The sequence below is a fragment of the Roseovarius albus genome (assembly GCF_900172335.1).
In the GTDB taxonomy this organism is placed as follows: domain Bacteria; phylum Pseudomonadota; class Alphaproteobacteria; order Rhodobacterales; family Rhodobacteraceae; genus Roseovarius; species Roseovarius albus.
In genome coordinates, this window is sequence record NZ_FWFX01000002.1 from 45,003 (window position 1) to 58,907 (window position 13,905).

Annotated in this window: 15 protein-coding genes; 10 read left to right on the forward strand and 5 right to left on the reverse strand. The window is 54.9% G+C overall.

The features are described from left to right. The first annotated feature begins 7 nt into the window (after positions 1-7). Genes ROA7450_RS02920 through ROA7450_RS02930 form a run of 3 tightly spaced genes read left to right on the forward strand, consistent with a single transcriptional unit; the run spans position 8 to position 2,327 of the window. Positions 8-751, forward strand: a complete 744-nt coding sequence (locus tag ROA7450_RS02920) for a YqcI/YcgG family protein (protein ID WP_085804188.1) — start codon at positions 8-10, stop codon at positions 749-751. After that, positions 751-1,083 (forward strand): cupin domain-containing protein, encoded by a 333-nt coding sequence (locus ROA7450_RS02925; RefSeq protein ID WP_234999404.1) that lies wholly within the window; start codon positions 751-753, stop codon positions 1,081-1,083. Before ROA7450_RS02920 ends, ROA7450_RS02925 begins: the two co-directional genes overlap by 1 nt. Then, a complete protein-coding gene (locus ROA7450_RS02930) occupies positions 1,080-2,327 on the forward strand; it encodes an APC family permease (RefSeq protein WP_085804190.1) in 1,248 nt (415 codons plus the stop codon). Before ROA7450_RS02925 ends, ROA7450_RS02930 begins: the two co-directional genes overlap by 4 nt. 192 nt (positions 2,328-2,519) lie before the next feature. Here the strand turns inward: ROA7450_RS02930 and ROA7450_RS02935 are convergent, their stop codons facing one another. Then, on the reverse strand, positions 2,520-2,900 hold the full coding sequence (locus ROA7450_RS02935) for a nuclear transport factor 2 family protein (protein ID WP_085804191.1): 381 nt from the start codon (positions 2,898-2,900) through the stop codon (positions 2,520-2,522). A 314-nt stretch (positions 2,901-3,214) separates the two neighbouring features. On the opposite strand from ROA7450_RS02935, the gene ROA7450_RS02940 reads away from it, so the two are divergent. The 5 genes from ROA7450_RS02940 (at position 3,215) to ROA7450_RS02960 (ending at position 7,242) form a co-directional block, all read left to right on the forward strand. Then, a complete protein-coding gene (locus ROA7450_RS02940; protein WP_085804192.1) occupies positions 3,215-4,504 on the forward strand; it encodes a DEAD/DEAH box helicase in 1,290 nt (429 codons plus the stop codon). A 159-nt stretch (positions 4,505-4,663) separates the two neighbouring features. Then, positions 4,664-5,302 (forward strand): lysophospholipid acyltransferase family protein, encoded by a 639-nt coding sequence (locus tag ROA7450_RS02945; RefSeq protein ID WP_085804193.1) that lies wholly within the window; start codon positions 4,664-4,666, stop codon positions 5,300-5,302. Beyond that, a complete protein-coding gene (locus ROA7450_RS02950; RefSeq protein ID WP_085804194.1) occupies positions 5,299-6,246 on the forward strand; it encodes a phosphatidate cytidylyltransferase in 948 nt (315 codons plus the stop codon). Before ROA7450_RS02945 ends, ROA7450_RS02950 begins: the two co-directional genes overlap by 4 nt. Continuing rightward, entirely contained in the window at positions 6,243-6,629 is a 387-nt protein-coding gene (locus ROA7450_RS02955; RefSeq protein ID WP_085804617.1) for a hypothetical protein, read from the forward strand. The genes ROA7450_RS02950 and ROA7450_RS02955 overlap by 4 nt, the downstream gene beginning before the upstream one ends. Beyond that, entirely contained in the window at positions 6,622-7,242 is a 621-nt protein-coding gene (locus ROA7450_RS02960; protein WP_085804195.1) for a CDP-alcohol phosphatidyltransferase family protein, read from the forward strand. Before ROA7450_RS02955 ends, ROA7450_RS02960 begins: the two co-directional genes overlap by 8 nt. Positions 7,243-7,273: 31 nt before the next feature. Here the strand turns inward: ROA7450_RS02960 and ROA7450_RS02965 are convergent, their stop codons facing one another. The 4 genes from ROA7450_RS02965 to ROA7450_RS02980 all read right to left on the reverse strand — a co-directional run bounded on the left by ROA7450_RS02965 (position 7,274) and on the right by ROA7450_RS02980 (position 10,903). Further along, positions 7,274-8,548: a bifunctional folylpolyglutamate synthase/dihydrofolate synthase gene (locus tag ROA7450_RS02965; RefSeq protein ID WP_085804196.1), complete on the reverse strand. Its 1,275-nt coding sequence runs from the start codon at positions 8,546-8,548 to the stop codon at positions 7,274-7,276. Then, a complete protein-coding gene (accD, locus tag ROA7450_RS02970) occupies positions 8,545-9,489 on the reverse strand; it encodes an acetyl-CoA carboxylase, carboxyltransferase subunit beta (protein ID WP_085804197.1) in 945 nt (314 codons plus the stop codon). Before accD ends, ROA7450_RS02965 begins: the two co-directional genes overlap by 4 nt. A gap of 61 nt (positions 9,490-9,550) precedes the next feature. Further along, positions 9,551-10,432 carry a CPBP family intramembrane glutamic endopeptidase gene (locus ROA7450_RS02975; protein ID WP_085804198.1) on the reverse strand — a complete coding sequence of 294 codons (882 nt, stop codon included), beginning with the start codon at positions 10,430-10,432 and terminating at the stop codon, positions 9,551-9,553. Between the two features lie 141 nt (positions 10,433-10,573). After that, on the reverse strand, positions 10,574-10,903 hold the full coding sequence (locus tag ROA7450_RS02980; protein ID WP_085804199.1) for a DoxX family protein: 330 nt from the start codon (positions 10,901-10,903) through the stop codon (positions 10,574-10,576). Between the two features lie 310 nt (positions 10,904-11,213). On the opposite strand from ROA7450_RS02980, the gene ilvD reads away from it, so the two are divergent. Beyond that, positions 11,214-12,944, forward strand: a complete 1,731-nt coding sequence (ilvD, locus tag ROA7450_RS02985; protein ID WP_085804200.1) for a dihydroxy-acid dehydratase — start codon at positions 11,214-11,216, stop codon at positions 12,942-12,944. A 122-nt stretch (positions 12,945-13,066) separates the two neighbouring features. Further along, a complete protein-coding gene (locus ROA7450_RS02990; RefSeq protein WP_234999405.1) occupies positions 13,067-13,756 on the forward strand; it encodes a DUF6478 family protein in 690 nt (229 codons plus the stop codon). The last annotated feature ends 149 nt before the right edge of the window (positions 13,757-13,905 follow it).

Genomic DNA, 13,905 nt, shown 5'->3' on the forward strand with positions numbered 1-13,905 from the left:
GCAAGTTATGATTACGAAACTCATCTATAATCAGGCTGAGATACGTCAAATTTTTGAAGCAAATAGCTGGCAAAGAAAGGTTTTTAACGAACAAGCGACAAGTTTTAGATCTCGATCCCGTCTTTTCCCCTGTACCTTTGGTGTCGCAGGTTTCGAGTCGGATCAATTGAGGTATGCATTCTCTGAAAGCATGAATCCGGAAGAGGTTGCTAATGCACTTTTACAGTATCTGAAAGACGCTAAATCGTTTGGCAAGAATACCTCATTGCTCGTCTTCTCCCGACCAGGTCCAGTTCAAAGTATTGAACATTACAGATCAAGGTTTTGGTCAACCTTGGATGGTATTCACAAGTGTGACAAAACTGATTGGCCGCAAGATATACCTCATGAGATTAATACGCCAGAATGGGAGTGGTGTTTCGGTGGGGAGCAGATTTTCGTGGTCTGCAACACCCCCGCACATGTAAACTGGCAATCCCGACGCTCTTCAAGCTTTATGCTTACTTTTCAGCCGCGCTGGGTGTTCAACGGAATATTGGACACAAAGGAATCCGCCAAAAAAGCGACATCAAAAATTCGCAATCGAATCCTGAACTATGACCTGATCACACCTTCTAAAGATCTGGGCTTATATGGCGATCCCGATAATCGTGAATTCGCTCAGTATTTTCTGGATGACCATAACGGAGAAGCGGTCTGCCCATTTCATAGTTTCTTGAAAAATAACCAAAAAGAGGAGGAAGTGGCGTGATGCCCTCGACAGGAAATTCAGTTGTTATTCATTCAGCATTAGCAAATGTGGCAGATTTTAAGGCTCTTGTAGAGCGTTGCATGCCCGACCAAGGATGCGTCGAAGTTCAGAATGATCAATCAGGCAAGGAACACTCATGGCATCAGCACGATAGCGACGAGACTATTGTCGTTTTGGATGGGCAACTGCTGTTTTATTGGGAAGGTGGAGAAGTTGTGTGTGGATCAGGCGACGTGATCGAGCTTCCTAGGGGAGTTCGACACGGATCAAAGGCGAGCTTTGGAGATGTTCGGTATTTGATTTCTTTTGCAAAAGTGGACTTAACAAGATGACGGCTCTGAAAAAAACGCTTGGCCCTCTGCAGGGGGCAGGATTGATGCTCAACATCGTGATTGGCGCCGGTTTGCTGAGTTTACCAGGATTGGCGTATCAACAGGTTGGCCAAAATGCGATCTGGGTTTGGGCAATGTGCGCGCTGGTCTCACTTCCATTGTTGTCTGTGTTTATCATTATGGGGGCCCGGTTTCCTGATGCAGGGGGTGTTTCTTCGTTCGCGCAGCGTGCCTTCGGTAAATACGCCTATATTGCAAGTTCGTTTATCTTTTTAGGGGCGGTATCATTTGGCTTGCCAGCCATCGCTTTAACTGGTGGTCATTACTTATCGGTGATCATACCTTTTGATCCGGCGGTATTGGCTATTGCACTGCTCCTGGTCGCGACTGGGACACAACTCGCATCACCTGAAACGGCATCTAAGATCTCGGCCTTAGTTGCTTCGGCGATTCTTTTTTCATTGCTATTGATTATTTGTGTGGGTCTCTGGGGCATTTCACCAGAAATGCGAGAGGTGCGTACATTGAATGCCCCTACCATTGGGTTTGCACAGCTGAGCGTCCCTTTCATGATGATATTCTTTGCATTCACTGGATGGGAGGTGGCAGCAGGCACCTCTGAAGAGTTCAGAAAACCAAAGAGGGATTTTCCGCTTGCAATGGGGTTGTCGTTCATCGCAGCGCTGGTCCTATATTTCTGCATGGCGATGATTGTCCACTTTACGCCGATTGAAGATAATTACGAGGCAGCGTTTTCCTACATTATGGAAGCTCATCTTGGAGCGTGGGGTGGTATCCTAATGTCTTCTCTCGCGGTGGGGATTATAATTGCAAATTTGATGGGTGCTATCTGGGCTGTTTCGCGGATGATTCTATCGCTTTCGCGGGAACGTGTTGTTCCGTTGGATTTTTCAGCGGACGAGAATGGCCGTCCGCTGAAGGCTGTGTTTCTTGTACTTGCTGTGTTGCTATCCGTCTTATCGTTGGATTTGTTGAATATCTTGTCCATCGAGAAGATGCTGTCATTGGCTGGCCAGAATTTCATCATCCTGTTTGCAGTGGCTGCGGCTAGTCTAATAACGCTGACATCCAGCCTTCTTGAAAAGATTATCGGAGTCGTGGCCGTTTGTACGATTGCAATGCTACTTATTCAGCAGGATACGGACCTTCTTTACCCTGCGTTGCTGTCATTGGTCGCTGGGTTCGTTTGGATCACTCAAGGCAAACAGAGAAAGCCTGTCTAGCGAGAATCCACGTTCAAAAAACGGATCGAAACAGGCGATATTCTTCCTGACGTGGTCATCCTCACCACGTACTAAACTCGGCGGAAACGCCGGGTCTTTTTGACAATTCCGGTTTTTGGCACCTAGTACTAGTTGTACGTTTTTTGGCTCAAAACGTACAAAACTCAAAGACCGTGTCAAATCAGCCAGATGTCACAAAGCGGCGTTCCATTGCTCTGTATCAACGAACCAGCGTTCTTCAAACACTTTGTCACCATCAAACTTGAACAAGACGGACAGTTGGCTGCCGTCTGGAACCTTTTCGGATTTCCATTCGACGATTGAAACGACCTCAGCACCGTCCCCGATCTGACGAATTGAACTGATCTCAAATCCGGCAGGAAAGGCGGCCCCCAGATTGTCTAATGCTGAGCGAAAGGCGGGCTTGCCATTCAAGACATCATTCTGCCCCGGCATGATGAAGACCATGTCCTCAACATAATCGGCCAGCAACGCGTCCCAGTCGCCACGTCCGACTGCTTCCCAACCCCGTGCCACGATGTCAGCTGTGCTGACTGTCTCTACGATGGTCATTATCATATCCCCCTATGTTCAGTCGCGACTATAGCATAAAAACAGAAACCGTTCTGGGATGCTTGGTTTAGGTTAAAGTGAACCTACACTTGACTTACTCCTCCATCCCCCCGATATGGGGCTGAGCGCAGCGTGCCCATGGATGATCAGGGGGCATGGCGACATTTTTCCACACTAACATTGCGCAGTGGTACTGATCTGGATGCGTCCCTTGCGATGTTTTCTGCCAGAGCGCCCCGACGATACGGTCTGAGGATCCCTCGGGGCCGTGCAATGCAATTCCGGCGCGCAGCTGGTGAACAGGAACCTGTTGAATGAACTTTGAAGAACTGGGGTTGAAGCCCCGCCTTGTGGCGCAATTGGCTGAACAAGGCATCACTGAACCGACCCCGATCCAATATAAGGCAATTCCTTATGCGCTGGATGGACGTGACATCATGGGGTTGGCGCAGACCGGCACCGGCAAGACGGCGGCCTTTGCCCTGCCGTTGATTGACGCGATTACCAAGATGGGCACCAAGCCTGCGCCGAAATCGTCACACGGGTTGATTTTGGCGCCGACGCGCGAGCTGGCCAAGCAGATTCAGGACAATATTTTCCTGATGACCAAGGGCACCCATATCAAGACCAAGCTGATTGTTGGCGGCGTGTCGTTGAACCGTCAGGTCGAGGTGATGCGCAAAGGTGCTGATCTGGTTGTGGCCACGCCGGGGCGTTTGATTGACCTGATTGACCGCAAGGCGGTGGATCTGAGCCAGACGCGCTATCTGGTATTGGATGAGGCAGATCAAATGCTGGATCTGGGCTTTATCCATGCCCTGCGCCGGATCGCGCCACTGCTGCGCAAAGAGCGCCAGACCATGCTGTTTTCTGCAACTATGCCCAAGCAGATGGCAGAGCTGTCGAGCAGCTATCTCACCAGCCCTGTCAGGGTTGAGGTGGCGCGGCCGGGTCTGCCTGCTGATAAAATCCGCCAGTCGGTGCATTTTGTGGCGCAAAAAGAAAAGTATGGCCTGCTGCGTGAATTGCTGGCGGACAAAGTCGGCGAACGCGCCATCATCTTCTCGCGCACCAAACATGGTGCTGAGCGGATGATGAAGAACCTTGTGCGCGATGGGTTCAAGGCCGGTTCGATCCACGGCAACAAAAGCCAGGGTCAGCGGGACCGCGCGATCAAAGCCTTCAAAGAGGGCGAGATTACCATCTTGGTCGCTACGGATGTGGCTGCACGGGGCCTTGACATCAACGATGTAAAATACGTCTTCAACTACGATCTTCCGAATGTTTCAGAAAGCTATGTGCACCGGATTGGCCGGACGGCCCGCGCCGGGGCCGAAGGGGAGGCGATTGCCTTTTGCGCGCCCGAGGAAGTGTCGGAACTTAAAGGTATTCAGAAGATCCTGAAGAAAGATATTCCGGTGGCCAGTGGCACGGTTTGGGCCGAGCTGAAAGAGGCAGGTAAGAAACCGGGCGGTGGCCGCGGTGGCCCCGGTCGCAATCGCCGCCGTGGCGGCGGAGGCGGAAATGGTGGTGGCCGTGGAAACGGTGGTGGCCATGGTGGCGGCGGTGGAAATAGTGGTGGACGGCGCAGGCGCGCCGCCTGATCCCTGCGAACGCTAGTTGATAATATGATGAAGGCGGGTGTCTAAGGCATCCGCTTTCTTTTGTTGTTTTTTACTCGGTATCTTTCCATGATGTTCCTGTGAAACTTGCGCCCCACGTGGTTTTTGGGTGCGGGTGTTTCGTGTGAGGGGTATTTAGAGATGCAATTGCTCAGGCGGGTGACCGCCTTTTCGATTATTCTATTTTCCCGGCTGGTGACGGCTGTGCGGGGGTTCTGGCCCGAAGGGGAGCCCCGCAAGGGGCAGGCGATCTATTTTGCCAACCACACAAGCAATGGTGATTTTGTCCTGCTCTGGACGGTGCTGCCAACAAAAATGCGTCAGAAAACGCGCCCAGTGGCGGGGTCCGATTACTGGCTCACCAGCAAGCTTAAGCAGTTCATCGGCCAAGACGTGTTTAATGCGGTGTTGATTGATCGGAATCCTGAGACGCGCACGCAGGACCCAGTGGCACAGATGGCGGAGGCGGTGGAGGAGGGATCGAGCCTGATCCTGTTTCCCGAAGGAACGCGCAATGTCACCGAAGAACGTTTGCTGCCGTTCAAGCCTGGATTGTTTCACTTGGCCAAGCAGTGCCCAGATGTGCCTATGGTGCCGGTCTGGATACAGAACCTCAATCGGGTGCTGCCCAAGGGGGAGCTGGTGCCGGTACCATTTATCTGCACAGTTCATTTTGGCGAGGGTCTGACCTTGCGGCCAGAGGAAGACAAAGAGGCTTTTTTGATACGTGCGCGGCAGGCGGTGCTGGATCTTGATCCTGAGCAGGAGGGCGCAGCATGAACGATCATCATACGTCATTGATGGCCCTGTTTTGGGGGGCACTTGCGGTTTTGCTGCTGGCCTCTGGTATTGCCTTTTTTCTGACGCGCAAGGCCGGGCCTGAAGGGCCTTCGGACAGCATTCAGAACCTCAATGCCCGAATACAGGCCTGGTGGGTGATGGTCTTGCTGTTGGCCTTTGCCTTTTGGTGGGGGCGCGGTGGTGTGGTTTGGCTGTTTGGCATCTGTTCCTTTGCAGCACTTCGTGAATTTGTCACCCTGACCAATGCGCGGCGGGCCGATAGCTGGACCTTGGCGGTGCTGTTTTATCTGGTCTTGCCGCTGCAGTATTATCTGGTTTGGCTGGATTGGGTCGGGCTTTATGCTGTGTTTATCCCAGTCTATATGTTCCTGCTGTTGCCGGTGCTGTCAGCCCTGCGTGGCGATACGGATAATTTCTTGATCCGGGTGGCTGAGGTGCAGTGGGCGGCGATGATTGCGATTTACTGCGTGTCTTACATTCCGGCCCTGCTGAGCTTGAACATTCCGGGCTTTGAGGGGCAGAACATCCTGTTGGTGGCCTTTTTGCTGATCGTTGTGCAGGCCAGTGATGTGCTGCAATACACATGGGGCAAACTGATTGGCAAAACCAAGATTGCGCCGCGTTTGTCCCCATCAAAAACGGTCGAGGGCTTTGTGGGCGGGGCGGCGAGTGCTTCGCTTTTGGGGGCGCTGCTGTTTTGGGCCACACCGTTTTCGTTTTTGCAAGCCGGGGGCATGGCGGTGATCATCACCATTATGGGCTTCTTTGGTGGGCTGGTTTTGTCTGCGGTGAAACGCGACCGTGGCGTGAAGGACTGGGGGCATACGATTGCCGGGCATGGCGGATTTATGGACCGGTTGGACTCACTGATCTTTGCGGCACCAGTGTTTTTCCATCTGACCCGGTATTGGTGGTCTGTGTGATTGGCAGATTGACCGGGGCGGCATGGGTGCATGTGCTGGTGGGGTTTGTGTTGATGGGCAGCTGGGCTTTTTACGCCAATGCTGCGCATCCAATGCCCAAACCGTTGATTGCGGCGGTGCTGCAGGGGAGCCTATCTGGCACCATTACCTTTGGCCTAAAAACAGCGCTGGATTATCTGCGGGAACGGCTGAGCGCTGGGTTTGCAGCTTGGGTTCCGCCGTTGATCACCTGTAGCGTGTCCCTGTGTGTTTTGGTCGGGGTGCATACTATTGCGGGTACGCCGGAGGTCGTGAAAACCATTGCTGTGCCGTTCAGCGTGGCCAGTATCTATGCGGTGACGTATAATCTGATCATGTACAAGAAAGGCCAAAGCGATGACTGACCGCCGACCTATTGCCAGCCGGGGCAGCGGCTGGGCACGTGCGCTAACAAAATGGCTGGCGGCGCGTGATATCAGCTCGAACCAGATTTCCATCGCCAGCATGGGCGCGGCAGGGCTGGCCGGCTTGTGCTTTTACTTTGGAGCGTCGGCAGGCGGGTTTGGTGGAGCGCTGTTGTTGGTGGCGGCGGCGCTGTTTTGCCAGTTGCGCCTGATCTGCAATCTTATGGATGGGCTTGTCGCCGTTGAGGCGCAGAAAGGCACGCCGGACGGTGCGTTTTGGAACGAAGCGCCGGACCGGGTGTCAGACGTCTTGATCTTTATTGGGCTGGGATACGGCTTGGGACTGGTTGGCCTTGGCTGGGCTGCGGCCGTTATGACGGTTTCCACGGCCTATGTGCGGGAGCTTGGTCACAACATTACTGGCGAGAATGATTTCTGCGGGCCGATGGCTAAGCCGCACCGGATGGCACTGGTGACGGGGACGGCTGTGCTGGCCGCTGTTTTGCCAAACTGGGGCTTATTGCAACTGGCGCTTTGGGTGGTGGTGATTGGCGCTGCGGTAACGGTGGTGCGGCGCAGTTTGCGGATCTTGCAGCGATTGGGACAACGCTGAAGCGGTGCCCCAGTATTCTTAGGTATTCTTCTCAGCCGTTTTCGCGCAGGATGGCCCCGGCCAGATAGAGCGAGCCGCAAATCAGGATCCGCGCTTGCGGGTCTTCTTTGACAATCTGCGTAACAGCGTCTAGCGCCGTATCCGCCGTATCTGCCGTCATGCCGACGGCTTTTGCCGCAGCTGCGGTTTCATCTGCCGGAAGGGTGTTGGCCTCACCGGGGATGGAAATGGCCGTCAGCCTTTTCGCACGTGCGGCCAATGGGCTCAGGTAACCTGAGATATCCTTGGTATTCAGCATGCCGCAGACCAGATAGGTCGTACGTTGGGGCAGGGTGCCCAGATGCTGGCCTAGCGCCTGGCCTGCGGCGGCATTGTGACCGCCATCCAGCCAAAGCTCGGCCTCGGGGGCCGTGTCGATCAGCGGGCCGGTGGCCAGTTTTTGCATACGGGCAAGCCATTGCGCCTGAGAAACGGCAGCTTCATAGGCTTTGTCGCCCATCTCAAGATACCGCAGGGCAGCAAGCGCGGCCCCGGCGTTCTGGATCTGGTGCGCGCCGGGCAAATTGGGCAAGGGCAGGTCGCGTAGGCCGGTTTCGTCCTGATAAATCAGGCGCCCGCGTTCCTCATAGACATGCCACTGCTGACCGTGGGCAATGAGTGGTGCGCCAAGGCGGGCAGAGGTGGCTTCGATCACCTCCATCGCCTCATCTGGCTGCGGACCGACGATGCAGGGCACGCCGCGTTTAATGATCCCTGCTTTTTCGGTGGCGATCTTGGTCAGCGTGTCACCAAGGAATTGTTCGTGGTCGATGGAAATTGGGGTAATCACTGACAGCGCAGGCTGATCAATCACATTGGTCGCATCCAGACGGCCACCAAGGCCAACCTCGAGCAGGGTGTAATCTGCGGGTGTGCGCGCCATGGCCAGCAAAGCCGCACAGGTGGTGATCTCGAAATAAGTGATGTTGCCACCGTCATTGGCAGCATAACATTCATCAAGAACGGCGGTCAGGTCAGCCTCTGAAATCAGCTCACCGGCCAGACGGATGCGTTCATGAAAGCGCGCCAGATGTGGCGAGGTATAGGCGTGAACCTTCTTGCCTGCCGCTTCGAGCCCGGCGCGGATCATCGCCTGGGTCGAGCCTTTACCGTTGGTGCCCGCCAGGTGGATTACTGGCGGCAAATCGTCTTGCGGGTTTCCAAGCGCCTCAAGCAGGCGCCAGACGCGATCCAGTGTCAGATCAATGATCTTGGGGTGCAGCGCCATCATCCGATCAAGGATGACGTCCGATGTCTGTGCGGTCATTTTTCAGCGGTCTCTTCGCTGGGGGTCTCTTCGGCAGGGGCTTCAAGTGCAGCTTCGTCTTGTGGCGCAGGCAGATCACCGGCAACCGCCGGAGGCAGGCCCATCAGCATGCGGGTGATGGTGATCAGTTCGTTACGCATTTCTGTCCGCGAAGTGACGCGGTCCAGCATGCCATGATCCAGCAGGTATTCGGCACGCTGGAACCCTTCGGGCAGTTTTTCACGAATGGTTTGCTCAATCACGCGGGGGCCTGCAAAGCAGATTAGCGCATTGGGTTCGGCGATGTGCACATCGCCCAGCATGGCGTAGCTGGCGGTGACTCCCCCGGTGGTGGGGTGGGTCAGCACGACGATATAGGGCAGGTTGGCCTCTTTCAGCATCTGCAGGGCCACGGTGGTGCGTGGCATTTGCATCAGGGACAGGATGCCTTCCTGCATCCGGGCGCCACCGGCGGCGGAAAACAAGATCAGCGGGCGGTTCAGCTCAACCGCTTTTTCGGCGGCGGCAATGATGGCGTTGCCGACATACATGCCCATGGATCCACCCATGAATGAAAAGTCCTGTGCAGCGGCCACAATGGGTGTACGGCCAATGTCGCCGGTGGCGACAAGCATGGCTTCTTTTTCGCCAGTTTTCTTTTGCGCGGCTTTCATCCGATCCGGATATTTCTTCTGATCGCGGAATTGCAGGGGGTCCACTTTTGGGGCGGGCACGTCAATCTCGGCGAAGGTGCCACCATCGAAGAGGCCAGTGAAACGATCTCGCGGAGTGATGTTCATGTGGTGGCCGCAGTTGGTGCAGACGTTCAGATTGTCCTTGAGTTCGCGGTGGAACAGCATGGTGCCGCAGTCGTCACATTTAGTCCAGAGATTCTCGGGTACTTCGCGCCGGGAAAAGATCGAGTTGATCCGTGGGCGAACGTAGTTTGTGATCCAGTTCATGGGCTGCTGTCCCTAGGTAATGTTATCGGACTGAGATAATCGTCAATGATACGAATTGCAATCAACGTTGCAACGTGAGGCGTATGGCAAGCCATGCGCAGAAAATCCAGAGAATATCAACAGGAGCCCATGCCAAAACAGCATCAGAGTCATCCAGAGAAAACGGATAGGTATATAGTGCCAAGCCATCCAGCCATCCAAACGGCGCGGCGATCAGGATGGCCCCGACGTTGTTGATGAAATGGAGGGCGATTGCTGGTCCAAGTGATCCAGCACGTGCGGTCAGATCTGCCGCCGCAAGACCAAAAGCACTAGCCCACCCAACGATCAGCCAGGCCTGTGAGCCCTTGAGGGACGGATCATAGTGGACCAATCCAAACAGAATGGACGGCAGGCCGAGCCAGATCAGAGGTTGATTGAAACGCGCCGCCAGTTGGCTTTGCAGGTATCCACGAAACAGTGCTTCTTCAGCCGATGTCTGGATCAAAACCCCCAGGAGGCCGGGGATCAGGTAGGCCATCCATAAACGGGTCGGCAGGTTCTTTTCCGGCTCCATCCCGTCGGGCGATGGCAGGATGAGAATGATCAGCGATAATGCGATCAAGGGCCAGAGGGCGTATTTGAACTGTGCCCAGAGAAGCCGGATAGGACCAAAAAGCGTATGCAACGCGCGATCATGAACCAGCCGCGCTGTCATCCACAGTGCGCCAAAAATGATGAGGAAGCTGTAGAGTGTCAGTAATGCCCCACCCGGCGAGGTGCCGTAGATCAGATCATCGCGCGCAGATTGATCTTGTGGCAGAATCTCATTGATCGCCTGAGAAGCAAAAGCCTGAAGCAACAGGAACGTGACAACGATCATCACCAGCCCACCCGCTAGACGGGATAGGCTGGCCGTTGGTAGGGCCGGGTCGGTCAATAGGTGATGGGCCGCATATCGCATAACTTAAAGCTATGATGGCGAGCGCAGGGTTGCAATTCCAAGATCGGTCTCGAGATGAAACTAAGGTTCCCACCAGAGCTGTCTTGCGCCCCGGGTGAAGGGTTCGAAATTGCTCGGATTCTCAGGTGGGAACTTGTTGTTTTACGACGCTAGTCCGGCATCCCAGAACACAATTGCTGTCAGGATGAAGATAACAACAGGCCCTGCGAGATGCGCATATTCCTTCGCTCGAAGAAGCGTCGCTGCCGCAGCCAGCATAATCATCATTCCAAGGCCTGCACCAAAGAGGCGGGTTTCAGGAAAGATAAGCAGAACTGCGACAGCAAATTCCAAGGCTGAGGTGACATATCTAAACCAAGAGGGGTATCCCCATTTTGCGTAACTTTCGCGAATTTTCTTAGGGCCAATTCCGTTTGTCAGCGTGCCAACGACAAAGAAGGCAACAAGGAACCAGATCAAAAAGTGTATCATGTTTGTGGTCTCGCCATATCAATCAGATCAGGGTGCTTACAGGCTGAGAGTGATATGATATCCCACGCGCCGCCCCCGAAAGTTAAGGGTTGCGCCGTGGTCGAAGTAGAACCGACCATTTGGTCAGCGCAGGAGACACCACCCTGCTACTCTATTTTCGGCATTGTTTGGGTATCGTTGATTTAGATTTCCGTCAAGTTCGTTTGGTCACAAATTCACGTTCTGAAGGGTGTGGTTCGGTTGTATCACACTTGTATCGCGCGCGCGGCGCGTCTATGCCCCTAGCTGACTAGATTTCCGGGAGTCCGCCATGACCAAGTTTGATAAAGCAAAACTTCCCAGCCGCTATGTGACCGAAGGTCCGGCGCGCGCACCGCACCGGTCGTATTTGTATGCGATGGGTTTGAGCGAGGAAGAGATTCACCAGCCTCTGGTTGGTGTTGCCACCTGCTGGAATGAGGCGGCCCCTTGTAACATCGCCCTGAACCGTCAGGCGCAGTCGGTGAAAATGGGCGTGAAGCAAGCGCTGGGGACGCCACGCGAATTCACCACCATCACCGTGACCGACGGGATTGCGATGGGACACGAGGGCATGCGGTCATCGCTGGCGAGCCGTGAGGCGATTGCAGATACTGTTGAGTTGACCATGCGCGGCCATGCCTATGACGCGATTGTTGGTCTGGCGGGTTGTGACAAATCCCTGCCGGGCATGATGATGGCGATGGTGCGTCTGAACACGCCGTCGGTTTTCATCTATGGCGGCTCGATCCTTCCGGGTCGCTATGAGGGCCGTGACGTGACTGTTCAGGACGTGTTCGAGGCCGTTGGGCAGCACCAAGCGGGCAACCTGTCGTCGTGCGAGCTGGAGAAGCTTGAAGCCGTGGCGTGCCCGTCCGCAGGTGCATGTGGTGGTCAGTTCACCGCCAACACCATGGCCTGTGTGTCTGAGGCCATCGGTCTGGCGTTGCCAAACTCTTCCGGTGCGCCTGCGCCCTATGAAAGCCGCGACCAGTATGGTGAGGCGTCGGGTCGTGCAGTGATGAACCTGATCGCACAAAACATCCGTGCGCGTGACATCGTGACGCTGAAGTCGCTGGAAAACGCAGCCCGTGTTGTGGCCTGCACTGGTGGCTCGACCAATGCTGGCCTGCACCTGCCTGCGATTGCGCATGAGGCGGGGCTTGAGTTCTTCCTTGATGATGTTTGCGAGATCTTCAAAGACACGCCGTATTTCGTCGACCTGAAACCCGGCGGCGCTTATGTTGCTAAAGACCTTTATGAGGCGGGCGGCGTTCCGGTTGTGATGAAAGAACTGCGCAAAGCGGGCCTGATCCACGAGGACTGCATAACTGCAACTGGCCGCACCATGGGGGAAGAGCTGGATTTGGTCGAACGCGAAGCCGACGGCAAAGTGATCTATCCGGTGGAAACACCGATCACCAAAACTGGTGGTGTTGTTGGCTTGAAGGGTAACCTCGCCCCAGCCGGTGCCATCGTGAAAGTTGCGGGCATGAGCGAAGAGCAACAGGTCTTTACCGGCCCCGCGCGCGTGTTTGAATGTGAAGAAGATGCCTTTGCCGCCGTTCAGGAACGTGCCTACAAAGAGGGCGAAGTTCTCGTGATCCGCAACGAAGGCCCCGCAGGCGGCCCCGGCATGCGTGAAATGCTTGCCACCACAGCGGCGCTCAGCGGGCAGGGCATGGGTAAAAAGGTTGCCCTGATCACCGATGGCCGTTTCAGCGGTGCAACCCGTGGTTTCTGTGTTGGGCACGTCGGACCAGAGGCCGCGCATGGCGGACCGATTGCGATGCTGAACAACGGAGACATGATCACCATCAATGCTCTGACCGGCGAGATCAGCGTCGACCTGAGCGACGAAGATCTGGCCGAACGCAAGAAAGCTTGGGCGGGCCCACGCGAGACAATCTACGCCAGCGGTGCGCTGTGGAAATATGCGCAGCTTGTGGGTGAGACCTACAAAGGGGCCGTCACCCACCCGGGGGGGCAGGCCGAGCGTCACACCTATTTCGACGACATCTAATCTTGAACTGGCCCAGCTAAGCAAAATGCTGGGCCAGTACAAATCTGGATGCAGGTTCATTGTTCGGATTATTTCGCAAACAACAGGATGCGAATAGGCGATAAATTTGAGGTGGGTTGGCAATGACGGGGCCGTTTGATTCGCTAAAGAAGTTGCTGGGTTTGCAAAGCACAGCGCTCTCTGCGAGGGGCTCTGACCAAAATCGGGTGCCCATTCCCGCATCTTCACCCAGCGCTGGGTCCACGAGTTTCCCATTGCCGCATGGTACGGACTGGACATGGCGTCCGGAGTTGTGGTGCACAGAGTTGATGAAGCCTGAAATAGACACGGCAAATTTCGGTGCAAAACTGGGCGCAGAATTGAAGCTCTTTCACGATTGTACACAAGCCGAGATCGCATTGCGCCAGATCCAGATTTCCACGGGACCAAACACCGAAGGCTATGGGTTGAGCGTGGATGTGGCCAAGTTTGACGGCTCATTCCTGTCTTTGGTGCTGGACCTTCCCCAAGACGCGCTGACCGGGTTGCAAAACAGGCACGTCGTCCGGGTTGCAATGAAGGCTGACCTAAGTAGCCCGTTAGATATTTTTACACGATTGAATATCAAGCACGGGCCAAACACCGAACAGCTAGTGCGGCAAATTGCGCTATCGGACGAAGAGGCCATCGCAGAGTTCGATTTAGGCTACAGCGACTTAAATGAGCAGCGACTTGAGAGAGCTTGGGTGGACTTGATTGTAAATAAACCTGAGGGCCGAACGTTAACAGTGCAAGATCTGACCTTATGCCGGTATCCGCGCGCTGAGATTTAGACAGGTTGGTCTGGGAGTGGCGCCTGTTCCTCAAAACGGGTGATCCTTGCTGCTAAACCAGAGCCATATACACCGAAAAACTTAGATCTGACGTACTTGGCGACCCCGGCAGGATTCGAACCTGCAACCTGCCCCTTAGGAGGGAACCG

Coding starts and splice junctions, on each gene's coding strand:
- ROA7450_RS02920 (WP_085804188.1), top strand. CDS start 8: ATGATTACGAAACTCATCTATAATCAGGCTGAGATACGTCAAATTTTT.
- ROA7450_RS02925 (WP_234999404.1), top strand. CDS start 751: ATGCCCTCGACAGGAAATTCAGTTGTTATTCATTCAGCATTAGCAAAT.
- ROA7450_RS02930 (WP_085804190.1), top strand. CDS start 1,080: ATGACGGCTCTGAAAAAAACGCTTGGCCCTCTGCAGGGGGCAGGATTG.
- ROA7450_RS02935 (WP_085804191.1), bottom strand. CDS start 2,900: ATGACCATCGTAGAGACAGTCAGCACAGCTGACATCGTGGCACGGGGT.
- ROA7450_RS02940 (WP_085804192.1), top strand. CDS start 3,215: ATGAACTTTGAAGAACTGGGGTTGAAGCCCCGCCTTGTGGCGCAATTG.
- ROA7450_RS02945 (WP_085804193.1), top strand. CDS start 4,664: ATGCAATTGCTCAGGCGGGTGACCGCCTTTTCGATTATTCTATTTTCC.
- ROA7450_RS02950 (WP_085804194.1), top strand. CDS start 5,299: ATGAACGATCATCATACGTCATTGATGGCCCTGTTTTGGGGGGCACTT.
- ROA7450_RS02960 (WP_085804195.1), top strand. CDS start 6,622: ATGACTGACCGCCGACCTATTGCCAGCCGGGGCAGCGGCTGGGCACGT.
- ROA7450_RS02965 (WP_085804196.1), bottom strand. CDS start 8,548: ATGACCGCACAGACATCGGACGTCATCCTTGATCGGATGATGGCGCTG.
- accD (WP_085804197.1), bottom strand. CDS start 9,489: ATGAACTGGATCACAAACTACGTTCGCCCACGGATCAACTCGATCTTT.
- ROA7450_RS02975 (WP_085804198.1), bottom strand. CDS start 10,432: ATGCGATATGCGGCCCATCACCTATTGACCGACCCGGCCCTACCAACG.
- ROA7450_RS02980 (WP_085804199.1), bottom strand. CDS start 10,903: ATGATACACTTTTTGATCTGGTTCCTTGTTGCCTTCTTTGTCGTTGGC.
- ilvD (WP_085804200.1), top strand. CDS start 11,214: ATGACCAAGTTTGATAAAGCAAAACTTCCCAGCCGCTATGTGACCGAA.
- ROA7450_RS02990 (WP_234999405.1), top strand. CDS start 13,067: ATGACGGGGCCGTTTGATTCGCTAAAGAAGTTGCTGGGTTTGCAAAGC.